General features: G+C 38.4%; 22 protein-coding genes. 1 reads left to right on the top strand and 21 read right to left on the bottom strand.

Annotated features, from left to right (window positions below):
- Positions 1-2: 2 nt before the first annotated feature.
- From C4F49_RS00765 to C4F49_RS00720, 10 genes are all read right to left on the bottom strand, one after another.
- Positions 3-734 (bottom strand): heme ABC transporter ATP-binding protein, encoded by a 732-nt coding sequence (locus C4F49_RS00765; protein ID WP_231388162.1) that lies wholly within the window; start codon positions 732-734, stop codon positions 3-5.
- Positions 735-778: 44 nt separating this feature from the next.
- Entirely contained in the window at positions 779-1,825 is a 1,047-nt protein-coding gene (locus tag C4F49_RS00760) for a FecCD family ABC transporter permease (protein WP_231388161.1), read from the bottom strand.
- A 9-nt stretch (positions 1,826-1,834) separates the two neighbouring features.
- Positions 1,835-2,707 (bottom strand): heme/hemin ABC transporter substrate-binding protein, encoded by an 873-nt coding sequence (locus C4F49_RS00755; RefSeq protein ID WP_231388160.1) that lies wholly within the window; start codon positions 2,705-2,707, stop codon positions 1,835-1,837.
- 3 nt (positions 2,708-2,710) lie between these two features.
- Entirely contained in the window at positions 2,711-3,781 is a 1,071-nt protein-coding gene (locus C4F49_RS00750) for an HmuY family protein (protein WP_196933921.1), read from the bottom strand.
- An 11-nt stretch (positions 3,782-3,792) separates the two neighbouring features.
- Positions 3,793-5,841 (bottom strand): TonB-dependent receptor plug domain-containing protein, encoded by a 2,049-nt coding sequence (locus C4F49_RS00745; RefSeq protein WP_196933920.1) that lies wholly within the window; start codon positions 5,839-5,841, stop codon positions 3,793-3,795.
- 141 nt (positions 5,842-5,982) lie between these two features.
- The gene (locus C4F49_RS00740; RefSeq protein ID WP_196933919.1) at positions 5,983-6,813 is read right to left on the bottom strand and encodes a hypothetical protein; all 831 of its coding nucleotides are present in this window, start codon (positions 6,811-6,813) and stop codon (positions 5,983-5,985) included.
- A 114-nt stretch (positions 6,814-6,927) separates the two neighbouring features.
- On the bottom strand, positions 6,928-7,914 hold the full coding sequence (nrdF, locus tag C4F49_RS00735; RefSeq protein WP_196933918.1) for a class 1b ribonucleoside-diphosphate reductase subunit beta: 987 nt from the start codon (positions 7,912-7,914) through the stop codon (positions 6,928-6,930).
- Positions 7,915-7,993: 79 nt separating this feature from the next.
- Positions 7,994-10,048 carry a class 1b ribonucleoside-diphosphate reductase subunit alpha gene (gene nrdE, locus C4F49_RS00730; protein WP_231388159.1) on the bottom strand — a complete coding sequence of 685 codons (2,055 nt, stop codon included), beginning with the start codon at positions 10,046-10,048 and terminating at the stop codon, positions 7,994-7,996.
- A gap of 10 nt (positions 10,049-10,058) precedes the next feature.
- Positions 10,059-10,466 (bottom strand): class Ib ribonucleoside-diphosphate reductase assembly flavoprotein NrdI, encoded by a 408-nt coding sequence (gene nrdI / locus C4F49_RS00725; RefSeq protein WP_196933916.1) that lies wholly within the window; start codon positions 10,464-10,466, stop codon positions 10,059-10,061.
- A gap of 24 nt (positions 10,467-10,490) precedes the next feature.
- A complete protein-coding gene (locus C4F49_RS00720; RefSeq protein ID WP_196933915.1) occupies positions 10,491-10,727 on the bottom strand; it encodes a glutaredoxin domain-containing protein in 237 nt (78 codons plus the stop codon).
- 429 nt (positions 10,728-11,156) lie between these two features.
- Here C4F49_RS00720 and C4F49_RS00715 point away from each other — a divergent pair, with 429 nt between their 5' ends.
- Positions 11,157-13,562, top strand: coding sequence for a S9 family peptidase (locus C4F49_RS00715; protein ID WP_196933914.1), 2,406 nt, complete (start codon positions 11,157-11,159; stop codon positions 13,560-13,562).
- Positions 13,563-13,617: 55 nt separating this feature from the next.
- Here the strand turns inward: C4F49_RS00715 and C4F49_RS00710 are convergent, their stop codons facing one another.
- The 11 genes from C4F49_RS00710 to ilvC form a co-directional block, all read right to left on the bottom strand.
- A complete protein-coding gene (locus C4F49_RS00710) occupies positions 13,618-14,145 on the bottom strand; it encodes a DUF2911 domain-containing protein (protein WP_196933913.1) in 528 nt (175 codons plus the stop codon).
- Positions 14,146-14,165: 20 nt separating this feature from the next.
- Positions 14,166-14,333, bottom strand: coding sequence for a hypothetical protein (locus C4F49_RS00705; protein ID WP_196933912.1), 168 nt, complete (start codon positions 14,331-14,333; stop codon positions 14,166-14,168).
- A 375-nt stretch (positions 14,334-14,708) separates the two neighbouring features.
- Complete coding sequence (locus tag C4F49_RS00700) at positions 14,709-14,948, bottom strand: hypothetical protein (RefSeq protein ID WP_196933911.1); 240 nt, start codon at positions 14,946-14,948, stop codon at positions 14,709-14,711.
- Between the two features lie 86 nt (positions 14,949-15,034).
- Complete coding sequence (gene ilvA, locus C4F49_RS00695) at positions 15,035-16,288, bottom strand: threonine ammonia-lyase IlvA (RefSeq protein WP_196933910.1); 1,254 nt, start codon at positions 16,286-16,288, stop codon at positions 15,035-15,037.
- 50 nt (positions 16,289-16,338) lie between these two features.
- Positions 16,339-17,496: a 2-isopropylmalate synthase gene (locus tag C4F49_RS00690; protein ID WP_196933909.1), complete on the bottom strand. Its 1,158-nt coding sequence runs from the start codon at positions 17,494-17,496 to the stop codon at positions 16,339-16,341.
- A gap of 25 nt (positions 17,497-17,521) precedes the next feature.
- A complete protein-coding gene (leuB, locus tag C4F49_RS00685; RefSeq protein WP_196933908.1) occupies positions 17,522-18,595 on the bottom strand; it encodes a 3-isopropylmalate dehydrogenase in 1,074 nt (357 codons plus the stop codon).
- Between the two features lie 3 nt (positions 18,596-18,598).
- Positions 18,599-20,062 carry an ATP-binding cassette domain-containing protein gene (locus C4F49_RS00680; protein ID WP_196933907.1) on the bottom strand — a complete coding sequence of 488 codons (1,464 nt, stop codon included), beginning with the start codon at positions 20,060-20,062 and terminating at the stop codon, positions 18,599-18,601.
- The gene (gene leuD, locus C4F49_RS00675; protein ID WP_196933906.1) at positions 20,062-20,646 is read right to left on the bottom strand and encodes a 3-isopropylmalate dehydratase small subunit; all 585 of its coding nucleotides are present in this window, start codon (positions 20,644-20,646) and stop codon (positions 20,062-20,064) included. Before leuD ends, C4F49_RS00680 begins: the two co-directional genes overlap by 1 nt.
- Before the next feature lie 103 nt (positions 20,647-20,749).
- Entirely contained in the window at positions 20,750-21,151 is a 402-nt protein-coding gene (locus C4F49_RS00670) for a GxxExxY protein (protein WP_196933905.1), read from the bottom strand.
- A gap of 66 nt (positions 21,152-21,217) precedes the next feature.
- Positions 21,218-22,633, bottom strand: coding sequence for a 3-isopropylmalate dehydratase large subunit (gene leuC / locus C4F49_RS00665; protein WP_196933904.1), 1,416 nt, complete (start codon positions 22,631-22,633; stop codon positions 21,218-21,220).
- Positions 22,634-22,714: 81 nt separating this feature from the next.
- A complete protein-coding gene (gene ilvC, locus C4F49_RS00660; RefSeq protein ID WP_196933903.1) occupies positions 22,715-24,196 on the bottom strand; it encodes a ketol-acid reductoisomerase in 1,482 nt (493 codons plus the stop codon).
- Positions 24,197-24,218: the final 22 nt, after the last annotated feature.

The following is a 24,218-nucleotide window of genomic DNA, read 5'->3' as shown; positions in this document are numbered from 1 at the left end:
AATTATGTTGTTGAAATGGGTACAATAAATGGATAGTCAACATCGCTATCTTCTATTAGTTTAACGTTTGTGTTATAGGTGTTTCGTATATTTTCTACGGTAATTGTTTCTTTTGGCGTGCCATATCCAATTTTTTCGCCGTCTTTCAAAATAAGGATTTTATCCGCATATTTTGAAGCAAAGTTAATGTCATGCAATATACAGACTACACAAAAGCCCATTTTAGCTAATTGTTTTGCTTGTTCTAAAATAAGCTGTTGATACAGTAAATCCAAACCATTTATTGGTTCGTCTAAAAATAAAATGGATTCTTTGCCGTCATAGATTTGCGCTAGAATCCTTGCTAATTGGACGCGCTGTTGTTCTCCTCCAGATAATGTAAAATAACTTCTATTTTTCAAATGTTCAATCCCCATATCATCGATCACCTGGTTCACGATTTTTAGATCGTTTTCTGAAGGATTGTCTTTAAAATGAGGGTATCGTCCCATCATAATCAATTCTTCGATCGTGAAATTAATGCTCAACAAATTGCTCTGTGCAAGTACAGCTCTAAATTTGGCAAGCTCTTTTAATGAATAGGAATTTAAATCTTTGTTTTTGATTAGGACCTCGCCAGAAGAACTTTTAAATTCTTTGCAAAGTATCTTCAGAAGCGTACTTTTACCAGCACCATTAGGGCCGATGATGGCAAGCAATTCACCAGCATGCGCTTCGAAATCTACATTTTTCAAAATATGTCTTTTACCGACGATATAGGATAATTTGCTCACCTGTATCATCCGGATATCCTCCTTTTTCTCTCTTTAAAAATAATGTATAAAAAGACCGGGACGCCAATGATAGCGGTCAGAATTCCGATGGGTAATTCAGTCGGAGCAACTATGGTACGTGCAATTAAATCTGCGGCGACCAAAATACATGCGCCTAAAATCGCTGATGCGGGTAGCACAAAGCGATTATTTCCGGTAACTGACATCCTTAAAATATGAGGAACGACCAAACCTATAAAACTGATGATTCCTGAAACCGCAACTGCAGCGCCAACTCCGATCGCTGCAAAAAGGATAATTAATTTCTTGCTTTTATGTAAAGAGAAGCCTAAATGTTCAGCTTGTGATTCTCCTAGAGAAATGGCATTTAATGTTTTGCCAAAAAGCAACAGGCCGACAATGCTGATGATAGAAAATGGGAGCAGAGCGGAAACCGTTTTCCAATTCGCTCCGCCCAGGCTCCCCAAACTCCAAAAAGTGATGTTTCTTAGTTGCTCGTCCGAAGCGATGTAGGTCAGAAGTCCCGTAAATGCGCCAACCAATGCATTGATGGCAATGCCTATCAACAGCAATGAAGTGACATCTGTTCTTCCATTTTTTACTGAAAATCTATAGACGATAAATGTGGTTAGCACAGCGCCAACGAATGCAGCAATCGCTAAGGCGTAATAACCAAATATAGCGGTGATGGATTGAAAAAACCGTGCTTCCAGCACGATCATCAGAACTGCAAATAAAGAAGCTCCCGAAGAAATGCCGATCAAACTTGGCTCTGCCAAAGGATTTCGAAACAGTCCTTGAATAGAAGCTCCTGCGATGCTAATCGTCGCGCCTACTAAAACCCCCAACAGCATTCTCGGCAAACGCAGGCTGCTGAAAACAGCCTGCTGTTGTGCTGTGAAGAGCTTTTCACTTTCTATTCCAAAATTATTTAGTACGATTGAAAACAACGAATCAACCGGGATTTTTACCGCACCGATGCAGATGGAACAGACGCATGCTATGGCCAATAGTACGAGAAGTAAACCTATAATTCGGATGTATTTTTTCACTAATTGAAATTAATGTATTTTTTTGTGCAACTCTTCAATTGCTTGAGCTAAGCGAGGGCTAAAACCGGTCAGGAATTGCCCATCCATCTGCACGATCTTTTTATTCTTGCCAGCATTTGTTTCCTTAACCCCTTGAACCTCTAAAAGACCTTCGGCATTGCCTAAACTTGAAAGACCGCTGTCAAATAGCAACAGTACGTCAGGATTGTAAGCTACTAAAGCTTCAGCTGTCAAAGGTTTGTAGTCTTGTATATCCTTTGCGACATTTTCGCCTCCGGCTAATGAAATCATCGCGTCGACCTGAGTTCCCGTTCCACCGACCATCATCGTTCCTGTCCCTCTGGCATAGATAAACAACACCTTAGGCTTTGGAGTTTGGCTCGCATACGAAGCAACTTTCTCCAATTGGGAATTTAACGATACAAGAATGGAATCTCCTTTTGATGGCAAGCCGACGCTATCCGATACCGATTTGATTAAGTTTTTAGTTCCTTCAACCGAATAGGCCTGTTCGAATAAAAGCACTTGAATACCCGCTTGTTTAAATTGTTCCAGCGTTTCCGGTTTTAAATCGGCTTTAGTTCCGATAATTAAGGTTGGATTCAAAGCCAGTACACCTTCGGCTGAAATATTTTTATTGTGTCCGATTTTTGGTTTGGTTTGAATGGAAGCCGGATATGTGCTTGCGACATCAACTCCCACAATCTTTTCTTCTAATCCTAAATCCGCTAAAATTTCAGTTATCGTCCCATTAATCGAAACAATTCTCGCAGAATCTAGCGTTGCATCTTCTGTCTTTTTAGCAGATTGATTGCAAGAGTTGGTCAATGCAATCATGCCTAGGCAGACCATAATACCTATGATATTTTTGATGGTTTTCATATTTTATCCTCGTTTAACTAGTTTATATTCTAATTGTGGATAGCCACGAGTTCCGCCATCTGAGCCAGCACCCATAGCTAAAAATTTAAGTTTGTATACATTGCCAGAAGCATCTTTGATGACATAAAAACGGTCAGTAAAAGCTCCTGAAGGAGTTCCTGTTGTTGCTCTCCAGTTTGAACCGATTACATTTCGTGCAGCAGATAACGATAGCGCCGCTAAATTACTTTCTTCAAATTCGTCGTAGGTCGGATTTCCGTTGCTAGTGCCATCTGTGTTCTTAAAGATGACTTGAACAGATGATACATTTGCTAAATGATTGGTAAAAACTAAATCGCTGAAAATGTAAGGAATCGTCGTGGTTCCCATCAAAGTCGTGTACATCGCTTTAGACCAAACGAAATCCCAATCAGTTTTTGCAGGTTCAACAGTTACATTTCCCGTTTCAAACGAGAAGTACTGGAAATTGTTATTTCCGTCCTTGTTGATAGTTGCAGTTTTAAAAGTTGTTTCGTTGATTTTAGCATATTGAAGCGTGTATCCAGTAGTGCCACTTTTTAAAACTCTTACCTTCCAGATATTCGCTTCAGTCGCTGCGCCAGCAAACACTGTATTGATTACATAGACTTTGTTATTAGCTTCTGTAGCGTTGATTTCACTGATTACCGTTTTGGTTACATCACCATCGGGATTGTCGTACAGGGCTAGTTTCTCAGGAACAGTACCTGACGAAAGAACAGAAATGTCAAAGTTTGTCGTATTGACAGCATTGATGTCCGAAGACGTGGTGACTGCTGCGGCAGCTCCAGTCATTGAGTTTTGGATCACTCTAAAGTTAGAACCGTTGTAAAATCCCAAATTCCAAGATACGCGTTTCACACTGCTTTGCTTATCTGTACTTAAATCAACAAAAACTGCATTTTCGGCGTCTGAAGCTCCGGCTCCGCCATCTAAAGTTAATTTTGTGCCATCGGATGGAATGATTTCTGGAATAGGAGTTTCATCCCTTCCGCAAGAGGCTAGACAGATTGTCGTGGCAATAAAAAAAGTTGATAATAAATTGTTTGTTTTCATGTTTTTACTAATTATTTCGTGTAAGTATTGAGTTGATAATTTAATCCTAAAAAGAATGATCTGCCATAGCTCATCGGGATGGAAGATATGGAAGTTGCATGAGCATCCGTAGAGGTGGTAGCAGTGCTATTTATGTTGATCGTATTGAATATATTTCTGACACCAGCACTAATCGTAATGTTGGATTTAATTTTCTTATTGATTGTAATATCAGCGTTGCTGAATGACTCGATTGCTGTAGCTCTGATCTCATCTTCAACAAGTTCAAATCCTGGTCTTTTTCCATAAAATTTATAGTATAGATTTATATTTGCACCATATTTTGGAAAGGAGTAAAGCAAGGTGCTATTGATTTCGGGCGTCCAAGAAAACTCATTTGCGGCATCAGAAATTTCACTTTCATCATTGTATCGACCGATGTAAGAAAAGCCTAATCCAGCTTGTAAATTTTTGTAATTCCATTTGTTTTCAAGCGTTACCCCGGTAGTTTTGAAGTTATTGATATTGACGTAAGTCGTAATCGCTGGGTTGTTCGGGTCTATGGCATAGTCGATAAAGTTATCATATCGATTATAAAATCCCCCAAGACTTATCGAAAGGTTATTATTGGATTCGAATGTATTTAAATATGATAAATATCCATTGAAACTATCTGAATGTTCTGCTTTCAGATTTTCATTTCCGTAAATGGTATGATTGGCGTCGACAAATTCAAAGTACAGCTCGCGCAAGGCTGGAGAGCGAAATCCTCTTGCATAGGAAAGACGCAGGTCAAATTGCTCGTTCAATTTGAACTTAGTATTTAACGATGGAATGACTGGGGGCGCGTCGTAAACAGAATTATGCAGGAAGCGCAATCCGGGACGAATGATTGCCCATGAAAGTGGTTTTATTTCCGAACTTAAAAACGCGGCGAAATTAGTTATTGTGGGCGATCCGTTTATACGGTCGCCAGAAGTGTTTTCGTTTTGAAGTTCAAGTCCAACTTGCGTATTCACATAGTTGTTTAACTTGTATTGCGCGGTTGATCTAAAAAATAAGGCGTTGAATTTAGCTAGATCTTGCAATCCATCTCCCACGGTCAAACTTACTTCTCCAGTTTCTAAATCTGTTGTTTCTGTTGTTGTCTTTCTTGAGTAATCTTGATAAGACAGCGCGCCATTAATCGATAATTTTTCATTCAAGCTCCAATCCGTGTTTAATGAATGGTTATGACGATTGGTTAAGTAATGCTTATCGATGAAATTATTGACTTCTGTATAATTTCCCGGCGTATAAATATCTTCATTGACATAGTCAAAACGGTAGGTAGTTTTCTGTTTAGCTGTTCGATATCCTGCATTTCCGCTTAGAAGCCATTGGTCTTTGGGCTGCCAAGCCAATGCTCTCCCTGTATTGCTCCCTTTCCATCCGCCAAAATTATTTCTGCTAGCAGATCCGCCCACGCTCCAATTTTGATTGCTCCAATCTACTCCGACATATTCATTGTGAACGCCTTCATTGGCGAAAGGGCTGTATTCGTTTCCGACAGTTTCTTCTAAGATTCTTGCCCTGACGGAGAATGATTCATTATAGGTTGAACTTTTGGTGATGATGTTAACGACACCTGCTAATGCGTCCGTTCCATACATAACTGAAACTGGGCCTTCGATAATTTCAATCCGTTCAATACTGTTAATATCAATTTGACTTAGGCTTTGCCGAGTTGCGTCTCGGTCAAAAACAGGAATCCCATCAATCAATATTTTGACGCTCCTTCCGCTCATACCCATTAACTCAATATTTGTCTCGCCTAGGGTCAGGTCATTCGCAAACGAAACGCCCAATTCCGTATTTAATACGGTTAATAAGTTAGATGCAGAACGGTTTTCGATAGCTTCTCTCGAGATGGTTCTGACTTTATAAACTGAATTTTGGATTGATTGGGGTTTGAATTGGCCGGTTACGACAACTTCGTCGATGAGCTTGTTATTCGCGGTGTCGCTAGCATGTTTTGTTTGTGCAGCACAAATTCCGCCCGTAAAAAACGTCATTAAAATCGCGCTATATAGAAATTTCATAGTTGTCCTGATATTAACATGACAAACATAAAGCTTAATTAGACTTAATCCAAATAAAATTAAAAAAAGATGAAATAAAAAACCGCCAATGAAAGCGGTTGAAAAATCTTATGAAAATCTATTTTATTCTGATTATAAAAATTATTTCTTCACGAAATTTTGTTCGATGGTTACGTAATATTTGTTCTTGACAGCGTCATTTTCTAAGGTTTGAAAAGAAGTGGCGTATTCATCAAAAGGAGATTTGTAAGCATATATTTCCCATAATAAAATGAAGGCAGAAATCGGGCTTTCATTATGCGCTGTTATTTTTTTCGAAATAGCTTGTTTGTTTTGATTTCTTATGGCATCTTTCCAGCCTTTTCCAGCAATCGTGCTTTGTATTTGTTTTGACTCTTCGAAATTGCCTGCATCGTTAGATGCATACAATTGTCTATTCAGCGAAGCTAAAGAGTCTGCAAGCTTGTCTTCATAAGTCGCATAGATGCCCATGTATTCTTCAAATAAATTTGCATCTTCTGAAGAAGTAGCCAATTCAATGTTTGAATAATCAGTTTTATCTTTTACAGCTTGTTCAATTTCTGCTGTGGTTTTATTTGGAAGTTTTAGTGTGTACTCTTTCGATTGGCCTGAATTGATGAAAATCATTTTATGAAGCACGAAATAATCTTCTGCCGGCCCATAAAAAGCATCATGTTTTTGCATCGGTTTTACCGCAGAGTGGGGGATATGTTCCCGATTCCAAAGGATTCGGACTTCTACTGGGTCAATAATCGAACTGTCGATTGTAAGTGTTTTGTTTTGTCCGCTTAATGATTCAGAAAATAATATCGTTCCATTTATCGGATTAATCAGTTCAACTTTAAAACTGTCAATTTTATCTGTCTCAAAGTGAATTTGAGTTTTAGAGGAGCTACAACAGGCAAACAGCAACAAGCTCGCTGCTAAAGAAACCAATAATTTAATCGGCATAAACATACTCACATAAGTTAATTATTCGGGAAATATAGAGATTTTAAGGTGAATTAAAAAGCCATCGTCAATTTTTTTAACGATGGCTTTTTAAACTTTCCTGTAAGTTATTTTTTAAATATCTACTCTTGCATCCATTTCAAAATCTTCATTCAATAGATGAACAATTTCCATGGATTTCTCGTAGTTTGTGGATTTTTTCGAAAAGAAATCGTGTTGTGTCGTTTCTGTGTTCAAGCCGTTTAAAACAATTGGATTCACTTGTTTCACTTCGAAAATTGGGTCGAAACCTAAATTCATCAAGGCTTTATTTCCGTTGTAGCGAACGTATTCTTTTACTTCTGCCGTTAAACCGACTACAGTATATAATTCTTCCGTGTATTTCAATTCGTTTTCGTACAAATCATTCAGCAAAACCAAAAACTTAGTTTTTACTTCTTCTTTGTTCGGCAATTTAGCGAAAACTTCTTGTGCGATTAACCCAACGAATACGCCGTGAATCGATTCATCCGCAACGATTTTCTTGATAATATCTGCTGAAGCTACCATTTGGCCTTGGCCACATAACCACAAAGGCAAGAAGAAACCAGAATAAAATAAGAATGATTCCAGCAATACGGAAGCGCCTAGAGCCATAAATAATTCCTCGTCGCTCACGACTTCTTTGTCGATTTTGCGGTAGTATGAATCAATTGTCGCCGCTTTGTATTGAAGAAATTTATTTTCTTTTACCCAGCCGAATACATCATTGATTTCATTCGTAGTCGAAACTGTCGTGAAAATAGTCGAATACGATTTCGCATGGATGGCCTCCATCATACACATGTACGAAAGCACAGCCTTGTTTTGCAAGCTATCGATGTGGTCGATGATTTTTGGCATTCCGGTGTGGCTTTGCAACGTATCCAACAAGGTCAAACCGCCCAATGCTTTTTTATAGCATTCTTTCATATCCCAACTCAAGCCCTTCCAGCTATCAATATCTTTTGATGGAATATATTCGGTATCAATCCAAAATTGTTTGATATTCTGTTCCCAAAATAAGATGGCATAATCATTATCGGGAGTATTCCAGTTGACGGCTGTAAATTGCTTATTCATGTTGTCGTTTTATGAGTAAAAGAAGCTGAATTGGAGCTTATCCAATTCAGCTTATGTAATTTTAGTATAATGGGGTTATTTATGCGGAGCAAGAAATACACTCATCGATTGATGATTTTCTTGTTCTTGTGTAATACAAAGATTTTAATCCTAGTTTATGTGCATAAATGTAATATTTCGCTAAATCTCTGGTGTTGTCTTTTGAGTTGGTATGCAAAATTGTGGAAACACCTTGGTCAATATGGCGCTGAATCACTGAAATCAATTTCAGAACTTTCATTTGGTCCATATCGTATGCCGATTTGAAATAGAAATAATTATCGTTTGTCAAGTATGGCATTGGATAATACGTTGTGCTATCTCCGTATTCGCGAACTTCAATGATATCAACAATCGGCATAACCGAAGCTGTTGCATTCATGATGTATGACGTTGACTGGTTTGGCGCAATCGCTAGACGGTAAGCGTGGTAGATACCATGTTCTTGAACTTGGGCTTTCAATGCTTCCCAATCTGCTTGAGTCGGAATATGAACACCTTCAAAAAGTTCGTTTACTTTATCCGTTTTTGGTAAATAATCACGTTCAGTGTACATGTTGAAATATGTACCATCTGCGTAAGCAGATTTTTCAAAGCCAGTGAATGTTCTAGAACGCTCTTTTGCAATCTCCATCGATGCTTCCAATGAATAGTAATTCATCATCATAAAGAAAGTGTTTGCAAAATCCAAAGCCTCATGAGATTCATACATGATAAAGCTTTTCGCTAAGAAACCATGTAAGTTCATCGCACCTAAACCTACAGAATGCAACTCTCTGTTTGCTTTCGCAATGGAAGGAACCATTTCGATATCGGTCACATCAGAAACCACAGTTAAGGCACGCATGGCTGTTTTCACAGTTTGTTTGATGCGTTTGTTGTCCATCACTGTCGCGATATTCAATGAACCTAAATTACAAGAGATTCCGTAACGGATAGTATCTTCTTTTCCGTAGATATTGATGTCCGAAACTTCTGAAACTTGCATGATTTCTGTACACAAGTTGGAGAATTTTACTGAACCGATTCCGTTCAAAGCGTGCACGCGGTTTGTGTTTTCTTTGAAGAAAATGTATGGGTATCCAGATTCTTTTTGCGTTTGTGCTATTTTAACTAGCATGTGGCGCGCATTGATTTTTTTCTTTTTAACGTTTGGATTCGTAATCAATTCGTCATACATCAAATCCATATCCATTTCATCCAAATACTTGCCATACTCTTGCATCACGGTATGCGGATAAATCAAATACGCCGCTTCATCTTTTTCTGCTAGCTCCATGAATTTATCTGGAACGATAATTCCGATGGACAATGATTTGATACGGACTTTTTCGTCGACATTGATTTTCTTACAATCTAAAAATTCTTCGATATCCGAGTGGAAAATGTTTAAATAAACTGCTCCAGCACCAGGACGTTGTCCTAATTGATTCGCATACGAAAATGTATCTTCCATGATTTTCATAATTGGAAGAACACCTCCTGCACGGCCTTCAACGCCTTTGATGGCTTCGCCACGTGCACGGATTTTAGAAATATTGAATGAGACACCGCCTCCGATTGAAGATAATTTCATTGCAGAATCCACTGCATAACCAATACCGTTCAAGTTGTCGCCGATTTCATCTAAGAAACAAGAAACTAATTCACCAGAACGTTTTTTACCAGCATTCAAGAATGTCGGGGTAGCGGGTTGATATTCTTGATTGATAAAGATTTCAGCATATTCGATAGCTTTTTTAACACCTTCTTCACGTGCTAAAAATAAGGCAACAGCAACAACGCGGTCTTCGTAACGCTCTAGGAATTTTTCACCTGAATCGTCACGCAACGCGTAGCTCTGGAAAAATTTGAACGCCGCCATGAATGATTCAAAACGGAATTTCTTCGAATACACAAAATTGTATACTTCTTCCATTTGCTCAAACGTAAACCATTGATAGAAATCGATGTAATAATCGTTTTCCACCAAGTAGTCAATTTTTTCTTTCAAGTTGTAAAAGAAAACAGTGTTCTTATTTACATACTCTAAGAAATAGGCGCGCACAGCTTCCTTGTCTTTATGCAAGCTGTATTCGTCATCATGCTTAATCATGATTTCGTTATTAAGCAATATCCAATTTTTTGCTACCTCGTTTGCTATCATTGTATTGGTTTTTAATAATGTCTATAAACTGATTGATGTCTTCCATTGTGCCCGAAAGTTCGAATTTCATGGCTAAAGGAACGTCGTATTCATTGGAGATTTTGTCGGCTGCAATACCGAAATTTTGTCCCCAATTTCTGTTACCGCTCGAAGTGACAGAAAATATTTTGTCGGCTTGGTTCAAAAGAAACGCTACTGTATTATCAGGAACAGAACCCATGCGAGTTGTGTAGGTGATTAAATGTCCTGGTTGCTCTATGGCCAAGTTGTCATCGATTTTATGTGCTGACCACCCAGTAATCTGAGTTACTTTGTTGATGAATCGCTGCACATTGCCCGTTCTCGAATCGTAATATAAATGTATCATAGTCGAAATGGTTTGGTCGATGGACTATTGAATATGAATACCTGCTAATTCTTCTGGTTTGAAACCGATAATGCGATGTTTGATTTCGTCGTTTTCTAAAACGATTACCGTTGGCACTGTGCGTACTTTAAAGCGTACGGCTAACTCAGGTTCGTCGAAAGGATTGACGGTTTCGTATGACAAACCTTTATTATCTAAGAAAGCTGATACCTGTGCGCATGGAGCGCAGTCATTTTTTTCGAATTTTATGATTCTTGCCATGTTGTGATGTTATTTTAAAAACAAGCCTCACTTTTTGTGAAAAGTTAAACTTGCTCATGAATTATTTGATTTTTTATAGAGGTGTGTTTCTCTACTTTAACAAATATCACTTATTTTATTTCCGAACGTTAACGATACTTTTCCACAGGTTTTTCTAAAAGTCGGTTGGGGATGCCTTCACGCTGTTGTTTTGTTTCAATCGGCTGATTTTCAATTCACATTGAATGTGGATAACTTTGAAAACATTTTAGTTTTGGTAAAAAACTGATTTTTCTGTATGGGAATTTATTGACCTTAAGAATACGAAATTTGCGAATAATTTCTGATGTTTTCTGAAAATTTGACACAAATATCTTAATGCGAAAATGGACGGTGCATTTCTGTCTGTTTTGGATAATTTATGTATATTTAGCAGAAAAACTAACTACAATGAAGTACATTTATTCCCTTTACATTTTCATTTTCTTTTGGCTCCCCATTTATGCCCAAGAGAATGTCACTTATCAAAAACCTTCTGCAGAAATCCTTCAGTTGGCCGATTATACGGCGCCTCCTAGCGTACGCATGAGCGATGACAAAAACTATTTTGTCTTTCAATATAAGCCAACGTACAAAACCTTGGATGAGCTAACGCAGGATGAAGTAAAATTAGGGGGATTGAGAATCAATCCGGTGACAAATATATCAAGCACGACCACGTATTTCAACAATTTGAAAGTGAAATCGCTTCGCACAAATACAGAACAACAGGTTAAAGGACTTCCTGAAAACCCAAAAATTGCGCAGCTGAGCTTTTCACCAAACTCAACGCAACTGGTTTTCACCAATACAACTGCCAAAGGAGTTGAGCTTTGGTTGGTAGATTTAGCTAGCGCTGAAGCAAAGAAATTGACCGAAGATGACTTGAATTCAAATTTGGGTTCGCCTTTTACTTGGTATAAAGATGGTTCGAAATTATTGATAAGCAAATTGCCTTCCAATCGTAAAGCATTAATCGACAGCAACAAAGACTTGCCTGAAGGACCAATCGTTTCTTCAAGCGATGGACAGGTTTCCCAGTTGCGTACCTACCAGGATTTGCTGAAAAATCCGCATGATGAAGCGAATTTTGAATCGTTGATTACTTCGGAATTGTATGCCCTTGATTTGTCAGGTAAGCAGACAAAATTGATGGACGCGGCGATGTATATCGACCAATCATTTTCTCCGAATGGTGAATTTATTTTGATTAGCACGCTGAAAAAGCCATTCTCTTATGTCGTTCCGTATAGCCGTTTTCCACAAGAAACCGCTGTTTATGATTTGTCAGGACAGTTAGTGAAAAAGGTAAATGAAGTTCCATTGATAGAGATTATGCCTAAAGGATTTTCTTCAACCAGAAAGGGAAAACGCAATTTGAACTGGCGTGCAGACATGCCGGCATCACTTTATTTTGTAGAGGCGCTTGATGAAGGCGACGCTTTCAAAAAAGTCGACTTCAGGGACGAATTGTTTACATGGAAAGCACCATTTAACGAAAATCCAGTTTCATTAATGAAAGTCGCTGACCGTTTCAGCGGGGTGCTTTGGGGTGACCAAAACCATGCTTTGGTTTATTCAAGATGGTATGATACACGAAATCTAAAAACATTTCTATTAAATCCCCAAACGACCGAATCGAAACTTTTGTCGGAGAGGAACTATCAGGATGTGTTTAGCGACCCAGGTTCCGTACATACCGAACGGAATGAATATGGAAGCCACGTAATGTTTATTGACAACCATAAAACCTATTGGGTAGGAGCTGGTTATACAAAGGATGGACAATTTCCATTTATTGAAGAATTAAATCTAAAGACAAATCAAAAGAAACGATTGTACACATCCAATCTGCCAGGCAAAAAGGAAACTATTTATGACCTATTAGACATCAAAAAGGGCGATATTTTAGTTTCAATTCAATCACCCACTCTTTTTCCCAATTATTTTACTAAAAACATAAAAAAAGGTAAGCAATCGGCAATCACGGAGATAGCCAATCCATTCCAAGAATTGGAAAATATCCATAAAGAAGTAATTTCATACAAACGCAAAGATGGTGTAGATTTAAGCGGAACGCTTTATCTTCCAGCGGGATATGATAAGAATAAACAAGAAAAGCTACCCTTATTAATTTGGGCCTATCCAAGAGAATTTGTTGATAAAAATACAGCAGGGCAGAGTACATCCAACCCGAATGATTTTACATTTCCGTCATACGGCTCATTTATTTATTGGGTTTCAAAAGGCTATGCGGTTTTGGACAATGCGGCATTTCCGATTATCGGAGAAGGCGGTAAAGAACCAAACGATACGTTTATTGAGCAGTTGGTCGGTAATGCAGAAGCTGCAATTGATGCGGTGGATGGTTTAGGTTACATCGACCGCAAGCGAGTGGCTGTAGGCGGACATTCTTATGGTGCATTTATGACAGCTAATTTATTAAGCCATTCAAATTTATTTGCGTGTGGAATTGCACGCTCTGGTGCTTACAATAGAACTTTGACACCATTTGGATTCCAATCTGAGCAGCGGAATTATTGGGATGTGCCAGATGTTTACAATACCATGTCTCCTTTTATGCAAGCCGATAAAATGAAAACGCCGATGTTGCTGATACATGGCGCGGCTGACAATAATCCAGGAACTTTTACATTACAGACCGAACGCTATTTCCAAGCATTAAAGAATCTTGGTGCGCCGGTTCGCATGGTTTTATTGCCAAACGAATCACATGGTTATCAAGCGAAGGAAAATATTTTTCATGTATTGTGGGAACAAGACCAATTCTTAGAAAAATACTTAAAGAACAAGTAACACAAAAAGGCCGGAAAATTTTTCCGGCCGTTTTCATTAGGGTGTTGTAAAAACTTTATTTAGCGGCTTTTACTTTAATTGGAACGATTACGTCGCCCCAAGCTAAATTAATAACCCCAGCTTTATCCACCGAAATATTAAATTGTTCGACAACAGGACTTCCTGTTGAATTTTTTACATTCACACGAAGCTGGTCTTTGCTCTCGTCATATTTTACACCCCAGCCTTCCCACACTTTGCTGAAAATAACGGTAGTTTCTGATTCACCAGGGATAGACCATAAGCCATATTTACCTTTTGGAAGGGCTTTGCCTTCTACCAAAACATCTTTGTTAAATTCGATTGTTGTAATCTCATTTGCTCCAGTACGCCATACTTCGCCAACTTTAGCGATTTCTACACCCAATTGGCGACCTTTCAAAGAAGGTTTGCTATAATGAATGGTAATGTGCACGCCGTCAGCAGTCGTTGCGTGAACGGAATCTGGAGGACTAGGGCGTTTTGATTTATCTTGTTGCGCAAAGGCAAAACTAGTAGTCAAAAAGGCAATTAGAACTGCCACAATGCTTAATTTCGATTTCATATATTTTTACGTTTAAATTGTTATTCGGATTTCTTCTCCCTTTCAATTCTTCCCTTGCTCGCACTTAGATTTGGTAAACCTTGATGTCTTTTCAATGTTTTGGTATCTTTAAATTGCTTGTCAGAAGTCGGATTTCCCATCTCAATATTTCTTCCTTTGTCTTGTGCCGTTGTAATTTTATTTTTCATGTTTTTTGGATTTTAATTAAAATAAATTATTCGGTTGTCTAGTAATAACGTTTAAGAAGGAAAATTGTTGTCGATTTTTTTTGAGGGAATGATTACCTGAGCTTATTTTTTGCCTAAAGTCAACTATATATTCTCATTTTTTAATAGTCGGAAGGCCATTTCTATTGAAGAACCTGCTCCATAGGAGCAGAATGTTTGGAGCAATAATTGTCTGAGATAGACTTGCGCCGTAGGTGCAAAATCTTTTCAGATGAGTTGCGTACCTACGGCACGCTTATCAATTTTTTATGTAATTCTACAAATTTTGAGCCTCTACGAGGCTTAAAATATTGCTGTATTTCTAACTCGATTTTTTGCAGGTAAATAAATCAAACGTTAGAACTTTTTGACCTGTTCTTTTAAATCGCGAACAGAAATCAACTTGTTCTCCTGTTCATCTTTTATCCCCATATCAATTTCTTCATTTAATTCCGAAATTGACATGGGTTTAAGGTTTTCTTCGTAACGAGTAACCTTATTTTGCTCAATCAGGATTTCTAAAGCTTTGATTACATCTTGGTCATCAATCTTTAAAAATTCTTCAATAAGCAATATTTTGCGATCGTCAAAAGTCATATTTCAACTAGTATACTCAAAGATAACCAATCGTTTAAATATAATAAGGCACCGAAAGATGGATTTTAACGGATTCGAATTTTAAGTTATACCAAATACTCAAATAAAGTCTGGTCTTTATTGACTTCGATAAAATCAAATTTAAAATCTTTCATACGCTGAATTAAACTAATGTAATCTGTTGGCGCATTTAACTCAATACCGACCAATGCCGGCCCGCGCTCACGTTCAGTTTTCTTAATAAACTCAAATCGGGTTATATCATCTTTTGGCCCTAATACCTCATTCACGAACAATCGCAAAGCACCGGGACGCTGAGGAAAACGAACGATAAAATAATGTTTAAAACCTTCGTACAACAAAGACATTTCTTTGATTTCGCTCATGCGGTCGATGTCGTTATTGCCTCCAGAAATAATACAGACGACTTTTTTGCCTTTGATTTCCTCTTGATGAAAGTCCAATGCAGCTACGCTCAATGCGCCCGCTGGTTCAACAACAATCGCATCCTTATTGTACAATTCCAAAATCGTTGTGCAGATTTTTCCTTCGGGAACCGAACGGACAGAGTCTAATAATTGTGAACTCATTTCAAAATTCAAGGAACCTATTTTTTTCACTGCGGCGCCATCGACAAACTTGTTGATTTTGTCCAATTCGAATGGAGAACCATGTTCCATGGCGGCTTGCATCGAAGCAGCACCTTCCGGTTCTACACCATAACATTTTACATTGGGAGCATTATTCTTAAAATAATAGCTGACACCCGATGATAATCCGCCGCCACCGATTGGGATGAAAACAGCATCTAAATCAGGCAGGTCTTCCAAAATCTCTACCGCTACCGTGCCTTGGCCTTCGATGATTTTGATGTCATCGAATGGGGGAATAAACGTCATTCCATGTTGTTCGGCATAAGACAAAGCCGTTATTTGGCAATCATCAAATGTATCACCGGTTAAAATAATTTCGATATGACCGTTTCCCCACATTTCAGTTTGAGAAATTTTTTGCCGAGGCGTTGGACCAGGCATGAAAATCACACCTTTAATTCCTAACCTTTTGCAGGACAGAGCGACACCTTGCGCGTGGTTTCCGGCACTCGCACAGACCACACCTCGCTGACGCTGTTCTTCTGTAATGCTCGCAATCTTGTTAAAAGCACCTCTTAATTTGTAAGAACGAACAACCTGTAAATCCTCTCGTTTCAAATAAATTTCCGCGCCATATTTTTCGGACAGATGCGGATTGTATTGTAACGGTGTGCGTGTAATAATATCTTTTATTGTTTCTTTGGCAACAAGAGAATCAATGGTTAATGTAGATAGGTCAAGGCCCATTGTTTTAATTTGTTTTATTAAAAAGGCTGAAATAAATCAGCCTTGGATAGTTAATTTGATACCAGACTCAATAAATCTTCGTCGTTTAAATCTTTTTTAGCATCCGCTAAAACCAAGAACCGCTCGTAAGTATCCGATAAAGTTTCTTTATCCAAGTCATACCCCAAACGTTCCAAATGATGTTTCAATGCGTGACGGCCAGAACGAGCTGTTAAAATAATTCCAGCTTCATCCAAACCAACATCTTCTGGGCGAATGATTTCATAATTCTCACGGTGTTTCAAGAATCCGTCTTGATGAATTCCAGAACTGTGTGCGAATGCATTTTTGCCGACGATTGCTTTGTTAGGTTGCACAGGCATATTCATCATACTGCTTACTTTTCCAGAAATGTAGGTAAACATTTTGCTATTGATATTCGATGATATGTTCGGGAAACTTTGGCTATGCACTTTTAAAATCATAGCAACTTCCTCTAAAGAAGTATTTCCTGCACGTTCTCCAATTCCATTGATAGTACATTCCACTTGTCTGGCTCCATTCTGAATCGCAGCAATAGAGTTCGCTGTCGCCAAACCCAAATCATTATGGCAATGTGCAGAAATGATCGCTTGATCAATGTTACTGACATGCTCTTTTAAATACTGAATCTTAGCTCCATATTGATCAGGCAAACAATATCCGTTGGTATCGGGAATATTGACTACCGTAGCGCCAGCAGCGATTACCGCTTCGACCATCTGCGCCAAATAAGCCAGATCAGCACGGCCTGCATCTTCTGCATAAAATTCTACGTCTTCAACATACGATTTAGCATGTTTTACTGCATCCACCGCACGCTGAAGAATTTCTTCACGCGTGGAGTTGAATTTATATTTGATGTGCATGTCCGACGAACCAATTCCTGTATGGATTCTTGGGCGTTTGGCATACTTTAATGCTTCAGCAGCAACATCGATATCATTTTTATTCGCACGAGTCAATGCGCAGATGATTACATCATTTACCGCTTTTGACAATTCAACTACAGATTGAAAATCTCCAGGACTGGAAACCGGAAAACCTGCCTCAATCACATCAACACCTAAGCGTTCTAAATCTTTTGCGATTTCAATTTTTTCAGGAGTTGTCAATTGACAGCCCGGAACTTGTTCACCATCACGAAGTGTCGTGTCAAAAATATAAAGGTGATTTGGATCGTGTAACATAGCTTTATGATTTAATATGAACTTCCTATTTAATTAATTTTAAAACTTCAGCTCCCATTTCATTGGTTCCCAAAATTTTGTCTGATGCTGTGTTTGCATTCGCGATGTCAATGGTTCTCCAGCCTGCTTTTAACGCTTGATCTACAGCGTCGGTTACCACTTTTGCTTCTTCTTGAAGACCAAATGAAATATCCAATAACAAGGCTGCAGATAGGATAGAAGCTAAAGGATTGGCTTTGTTTTGTCCAGCAATATCATGCGCCGAACCGTGGATAGGTTCGAAAAATCCAGTTCCATCTCCGATAGAAGCCGAAGCCAACATCCCCATCGAGCCCGCAATTTGTGACGCTTCATCTGTTAAAATATCTCCAAATAGATTAGCCGTTAAAACAACATCGAATTTCTTCGGATTTTTGACCAATTGCATTGCTGCATTATCGATAAACATGTGCTCAGTTTCTACATCAGGATATTGCTTCGCAATTTCCTGAACCACATCGCGCCATAAGCGGGAAGTTTCAAGCACGTTGGCTTTATCAACTGAACATAGTTTTTTACCGCGCGTTCTTGCTGCTTCGTAAGCTTTATGCGCGATACGTTCAACTTCGTAGCGGTTGTAATTCATCAAATCTGAAGCGAATGAATTATCTTCTTTTCTATATTTTTCTCCAAAGTATACATCACCTGTTAATTCTCTGAAAAACAATATGTCTGTTCCTTTCAAGATTTCAGGTTTCAGGCTTGAAGCATCCAACAATTCATCAAACAACAATATAGGGCGCAAATTCGCATATAGGCCCAATTCTTTTCTGATTTTTAACAATCCTTGCTCCGGACGAACTTTTGCCGAAGGGTCATTGTCATATTTGGCATGGCCAATTGCCCCGAACAAAATCGCATCAGAAGCTTTCGCTTTCGCTAAAGTTTCATCTGGCAAAGGGTTTCCTGTAGCCTCGATCGCCACGTGACCCATCAATGCTTCGTCAAATTCAAATTCATGTCCAAATTTCTCGGCGATCGCTTCTAAAACTTGTTTTCCCCAAGTTGTAACTTCTTGGCCAATTCCGTCCCCAGGGATAATTAATATATTTTTCTTCATGTATTATACGGCTTCTAATAAAGTTTCTATGGCTTTTACTTCGCCTTTTTCTAATAAAATTTTCTTTTCTATGCTGTTCGGAATCTGGGATTCGTAATGCCCAACGTAGATTAATGTTTTTCCGTGGCGGCATAATTCGTCGACAACTTCGTTGAAATGTGTCGTCTGCGCCTGATCCAATCCTTGGCAAGGTTCGTCTAAAATCAATAACGTAGGATTCTTTATGATCGTTCTCGCTAGTAAGACTAAACGTTGCTTGCCTAAAGGCAAACTCGTCAATAAATCATTTTTGTAAGGCAATAAATCAAAGAAATCAAGCAACTGATTCACTTTCTGCTGTTTGTCAAATCCTAAATCGCGGAACAAACCGATGCTATCATAAAATCCCGAAGCAATGCTTTGCCAAACCTTCGCGGATTTGTCAAAATACCAATGCAATTCGGGTGAAATGATTCCTACCTTTTCTTTGATGTCCCAAATGCTTTCGCCAGAACCTCGTTTATTTCCGAATAAATAAATGTCATTGGCATAAGCTTGCGGATGATCGCCATTTAAAAGCGATAATAAGGTAGATTTTCCTGAGCCATTTGACCCTTGCAAAAGCCATTTTTCTCCAGCTTTGACCGTCCAGCTTACATTTTTTAAAACTTCTTTTTCACCGTAACGAACCCCAATATTTTTTAACTGTAAAATCGTGTCCGAATAAAATGCTGGTTCTTGTTGTAAAAAATAAGGCAATGTTTTTTGCTGGCGCAACTCATCCATGGAGAAATCTTCTGCTGAATCAACTTCGGCTAATTTTCCATTTTGAATTTCTGCAAAATGAGTAATCTGCTTCGGCAGGTCTGTATCGTTGCTAATCAATAGCAAAGTCATTCCTTCTTCAATCAACGCATCAAAGACTTGATTTAAATTTTTTCTCGTCTGTTTATCCAAACCTGTGTATGGCTCATCAATAATCAGTAGTTGTGGCTTTAGCCAAATGGCCTGCAAGAGTTGTAATTTCTTATGTTCGCCACTGGATAATTCAATGAGTTGCGTGTTTTTACAATCATCAAAACCAAACAAAGTCAGATAGTCCGCAATGTCCGAAAAGTCAAGATTTTCTTTTTCTCCAAAATGGAGCAGTTCAGCATAGACCGTTAAGGTGTCATTTTTCTGCTGTTTGTTATAACGTTGTTGATAGTAGAAATTGCGGTCACCTTCTAAATTCGTGAATTGGTACCAATTAGGTACATAATGTACTTTTGGATTTAATGTCGAACTGTGATCAAAGCTGATTGAAATCTTTCCGTCGGCATTTGTTGCTTGTGAAATGGCTCTCGCCAAAGATGATTTACCTGAACCGCTTTTTCCTCCCAACAACCAGCTTTCGCCCTTATTTATTTCCCAATCCAAACCATCAAGTACGGTTTTATATCCGTATTGAACATTCAGTTGGGCGATATGGACGACAGCTTCTGGCATTAACGAGTCTTTTCGAAATAAGTAATGTCTTCGACGTGACTTAAAATAAAATCGATATCGTCGTAGCCATTAATCAAGCACGATTTTTTATAAGGGTTGATTTCAAAAGATTCGACATCGCCAGAATCTTTAATTGTCACTGTTTGCGCTTCAAGGTCTACGGTTATTTCTGAATTTGGATTTGAAAAGGTTGTCTCAAAAACTTTTTCCAAAAATTCATCGGAAACCTGAATCGGCAATACACCGTTATTCAACGCATTTCCTTTGAAAATATCGGCGAAGAATGAGCTGATTACGACATCAAAACCATAATCTTCAATTGCCCAAGCGGCATGCTCACGGCTCGACCCGCAACCAAAATTCTTTCCAGCAACTAAAATTTTTCCAGAATAGGTCGGGTTATTCATTACAAAATCAGCTTTTGGCTCATTGTTGCTATCATAACGCCAATCGCGGAACAAATTATTTCCAAATCCTTCGCGTGTCGTCGCTTTTAAAAAGCGCGCCGGAATAATCTGATCGGTATCTATATTTTCTATGGGTAATGGAACTACCCTTGAGGTTATTGTTTCAAATTTTTTCATATCAAAATAGTCTTAGACCATGATTTTTATGATTTGTATGATTTATACTTTCTTGTGATTTTATTCGTGCATTAAACTGCAATTGTTGTGATTTATTAATCCCTTATTTTGTATTAGGTTTGTATTTTTTGTTAGTTAAACGTTTAAAAACTAAACTCATTTCGCCAAAATTTATTAACAATCCGATTTCTAAGTTATATGCTTCTAAGTAATTAATTCCTTGTGCAAGATGTACATCCTCGAGAGCTTTTACTGCCTTTAACTCTACGGAAATTAGTTTATCAACTAAAAAATCTACCCTTCGTGTACCAATCAATATTCCTTTATAATAAATTGGCATTTCAAATTCTCTGTCGAAATTGATTTTTGATAGCCTAAATTCTATTGCAAGAGCTCTTTGATAAATAACTTCTTGAAATCCGCTTCCTAAATACGAATGGACTTCCATCGCGGATTTAATAATTTTAGATGTCAATTCAGAATATTTATAATCTGTATTTATCATAAACGAGCAATCTAAAATCAATACTCCCCTAAATCAAATTAATCATAAAAATCAAAATAATCATGTTCAAGATAATAACTCACGTACGTCAGTAATCTTACCCGTAACAGCAGCGGCCGCGGCAGTCAAAGGACTGACCAGCATCGTGCGTGCATTGGGACCTTGACGTCCTTCAAAATTACGGTTGGATGTAGAAACACAATATTTCCCTGCAGGAATTTTATCTTCATTCATTCCTAAACATGCGGAACATCCCGGTTCACGCAATTGGAATCCGGCCGATTGAAAGATTTGATCTAGTCCTTCTTCGATAGCTTGTGCTTCTACTTGTTTTGATCCAGGAACAATCCATACTTCGACGTTAGGATCTTTTTGTTTTCCCTTAACAAAGTCAGCGACCTCACGTAAATCTTCAATGCGTGAATTGGTACATGAACCGATAAACACATAATCAACAGGTTTTCCTAAAATCGGCTGATTGTCCAAAAAACCCATATAGTCGAGCGCTTTTTGGAAAGAAGGCTGTTCAGTTTCTGGTTGTGCTAATTTGGAAGGAATATTATCATTGATCCCCATTCCCATTCCTGGGTTTGTACCATACGTAATCATCGGGGCAATATCCTTTGCATGGAATTCTAAAACGGCATCAAACTTCGCATGCTCGTCCGAATACAATGTTTTCCAATAGTCTAAAGCAATGTCCCAATCTTCACCTTTTGGTGCAAATTGACGGCCTTTAACGTAGTCAAAAGTTGTTTGATCCGGAGCAATCAGCCCACCTCGAGCACCCATTTCGATACTCATGTTACATATTGTCATACGCTCTTCCATACTCAAACTGCGAATTGTCGAACCTGCATATTCAATAAAATAGCCAGTTCCGCCCGCTGCCGAGATTTGAGCGATGATGTATAAAATAATGTCTTTCGCACCCACACCTTTTCCCAACTCGCCATTAACTTCGATTTTCATCGTTTTTGGCTTTTGCAATAAAAGGCATTGCGTAGCAAAAACTTGCTCCACTTGTGAAGTTCCAATACCAAATGCAATTGCGCCGAATGCGCCATGCGTAGAGGTGTGCGAATCGCCACAAACCATAGTTTTTCCAGGTTGTGTGATGCCCAATTCTGGACCTATCACGTGAACGATTCCTTGGTAAGGATGTCCTAATCCATATAATTCAACTCCAAATTCAGCACAGTTTTTCGTCAGCATATCCACTTGATAACGGGATAATTCTTCCGCAATCGGTAAATGCTGATTTAGGGTCGGCACGTTATGATCAGCTGTCGCAACAGTTTGCTGTGGTCTGAATACCGGCAAACCACGTTTGCGTAAGCCATCAAATGCCTGTGGCGAAGTCACTTCGTGGATTAAATGGGTGTCAATATATAAAATATCAGGAAACCCTTCTTCACTCTTCACGACGTGATCATCCCAAATTTTTTCTACTAATGTTTTGCCTTGATTTTGGTGTATCATTTTTATTATGCTATTTAAATCCTAGATAAAATAATAAATTCATATTTTATCTAGGAAAAATCCTGTCTAATTTACGAAAATTTAAACAGTTTTAATAGTTTTCATCGCAGTCATTGCTCTTCTCAATACCGCACCTACTTCTTCTACTTGATGAGTTCTGATTACTTCGTTGACCTGAATCAATTCACGGTTGTCCACACCTAAATTTTTTCCATCGTTATAATTCTTTCCAACTACATCAGTATCAATGGTTTTCATAAAATCAGCTAATAAAGGTTTACAAGCTTGATCAAACAAATAACATCCATATTCAGCTGTATCTGAAATAACTCTGTTCATTTCAAATAATTTTTTACGAGCGATTGTATTGGCAATCAACGGTGTTTCGTGCAAAGATTCATAATAAGCCGATTCCGGTTTAATGCCTGCTTCAACCATTGTTTCAAAAGCCAATTCAACACCTGCACGGATAAAAGCAACCATCAATACGTAGTTATCAAAATATTCTTGCTCCGCAATTTTCACATCGCCAGCAGGAGTTTTTTCAAATGCTGTCTCTCCAGTTTCTGCTCTCCATTTTAATAAATTGGCATCGCCATTCGCCCAATCTTCCATCATTGTTTTGCTGAATTCTCCAGACATGATATCATCTTGGTGTTTTTGGAACAAAGGACGCATAATGTCTTTTAATTCTTCAGAAAGGTCAAAAGCTTTGATTTTCGCCACGTTCGACAAGCGATCCATCATTGCTGTGATTCCACCTTGTTTCAACGCTTCAGTTACCACTTCAACGCCATATTGAACCAATTTGGAAGCGTAACCAGCATCTATTCCTTTTTCAACCATTTTGTCAAATGACAAAATAGAACCTGTCTGCAACAAACCACAAAGAATGGTTTGCTCACCCATTAAATCAGATTTTACTTCCGCAACGAATGAAGAACGCAACACACCTGCACGGTGACCGCCAGTTCCTACACAGTAAGCTTTTGCATATGCCAGACCTTTTCCTTCTGGATCATTTTCAGGATGTACTGCGATTAATGTCGGCACTCCAAATCCGCGTAAATATTCTGCGCGAACTTCTGAACCTGGACATTTTGGAGCAACCATAATGACCGTGATGTCTTTACGGATTTGCATGCCTTCTTCAACGATGTTAAAACCGTGAGAATAAGAAAGCGTTGAATTCTGTTGCATCAATGGCATAACGGCATTGATTACTGAGGTATGTTGTTTATCTGGGGTCAAGTTAATGACAACATCTGCTGTTGGAATCAATTCTTCGTAGGTACCAACGGTAAAATTGTTGTCCGTGGCATTTTTCCAAGAATCTCTTTTTTGCTCAATAGCCTCTTTACGTAATGCATAAGAAATGTCCAAACCAGAATCTCTTAAGTTTAAACCTTGATTTAAACCTTGCGCACCGCAACCTACAATTACTAATTTTTTACCTTTTAGTGCATTCACGCCATCCGCAAATTCTGCGCTGTCCATGAATTCTGCTACGCCCAATTGATTTAATTGTTCTCTAAGTGGTAATGTGTTAAAATAATTTGCCATTGTTTTTCTTTCTTTAATATTT

Source organism: Sphingobacterium hungaricum (genome assembly GCF_015210005.1).
Classification (GTDB): domain Bacteria; phylum Bacteroidota; class Bacteroidia; order Sphingobacteriales; family Sphingobacteriaceae; genus Sphingobacterium; species Sphingobacterium hungaricum.
This window is presented reverse-complemented; position numbering and strand designations above follow the sequence as displayed.

What these genes read in the sequence shown, in the direction of transcription:
- C4F49_RS00755 (WP_231388160.1), bottom strand. Translation starts at nt 2,707, where the DNA reads ATGAAAACCATCAAAAATATCATAGGTATTATGGTCTGCCTAGGCATG.
- C4F49_RS00750 (WP_196933921.1), bottom strand. Translation starts at nt 3,781, where the DNA reads ATGAAAACAAACAATTTATTATCAACTTTTTTTATTGCCACGACAATC.
- C4F49_RS00745 (WP_196933920.1), bottom strand. Translation starts at nt 5,841, where the DNA reads ATGAAATTTCTATATAGCGCGATTTTAATGACGTTTTTTACGGGCGGA.
- C4F49_RS00740 (WP_196933919.1), bottom strand. Translation starts at nt 6,813, where the DNA reads ATGCCGATTAAATTATTGGTTTCTTTAGCAGCGAGCTTGTTGCTGTTT.
- nrdF (WP_196933918.1), bottom strand. Translation starts at nt 7,914, where the DNA reads ATGAATAAGCAATTTACAGCCGTCAACTGGAATACTCCCGATAATGAT.
- nrdE (WP_231388159.1), bottom strand. Translation starts at nt 10,048, where the DNA reads ATGATTAAGCATGATGACGAATACAGCTTGCATAAAGACAAGGAAGCT.
- nrdI (WP_196933916.1), bottom strand. Translation starts at nt 10,466, where the DNA reads ATGATACATTTATATTACGATTCGAGAACGGGCAATGTGCAGCGATTC.
- C4F49_RS00720 (WP_196933915.1), bottom strand. Translation starts at nt 10,727, where the DNA reads ATGGCAAGAATCATAAAATTCGAAAAAAATGACTGCGCTCCATGCGCA.
- C4F49_RS00715 (WP_196933914.1), top strand. Translation starts at nt 11,157, where the DNA reads ATGAAGTACATTTATTCCCTTTACATTTTCATTTTCTTTTGGCTCCCC.
- C4F49_RS00710 (WP_196933913.1), bottom strand. Translation starts at nt 14,145, where the DNA reads ATGAAATCGAAATTAAGCATTGTGGCAGTTCTAATTGCCTTTTTGACT.
- C4F49_RS00705 (WP_196933912.1), bottom strand. Translation starts at nt 14,333, where the DNA reads ATGAAAAATAAAATTACAACGGCACAAGACAAAGGAAGAAATATTGAG.
- C4F49_RS00700 (WP_196933911.1), bottom strand. Translation starts at nt 14,948, where the DNA reads ATGACTTTTGACGATCGCAAAATATTGCTTATTGAAGAATTTTTAAAG.
- ilvA (WP_196933910.1), bottom strand. Translation starts at nt 16,288, where the DNA reads ATGGGCCTTGACCTATCTACATTAACCATTGATTCTCTTGTTGCCAAA.
- C4F49_RS00690 (WP_196933909.1), bottom strand. Translation starts at nt 17,496, where the DNA reads ATGTTACACGATCCAAATCACCTTTATATTTTTGACACGACACTTCGT.
- leuB (WP_196933908.1), bottom strand. Translation starts at nt 18,595, where the DNA reads ATGAAGAAAAATATATTAATTATCCCTGGGGACGGAATTGGCCAAGAA.
- C4F49_RS00680 (WP_196933907.1), bottom strand. Translation starts at nt 20,062, where the DNA reads ATGCCAGAAGCTGTCGTCCATATCGCCCAACTGAATGTTCAATACGGA.
- leuD (WP_196933906.1), bottom strand. Translation starts at nt 20,646, where the DNA reads ATGAAAAAATTTGAAACAATAACCTCAAGGGTAGTTCCATTACCCATA.
- C4F49_RS00670 (WP_196933905.1), bottom strand. Translation starts at nt 21,151, where the DNA reads ATGATAAATACAGATTATAAATATTCTGAATTGACATCTAAAATTATT.
- leuC (WP_196933904.1), bottom strand. Translation starts at nt 22,633, where the DNA reads ATGATACACCAAAATCAAGGCAAAACATTAGTAGAAAAAATTTGGGAT.
- ilvC (WP_196933903.1), bottom strand. Translation starts at nt 24,196, where the DNA reads ATGGCAAATTATTTTAACACATTACCACTTAGAGAACAATTAAATCAA.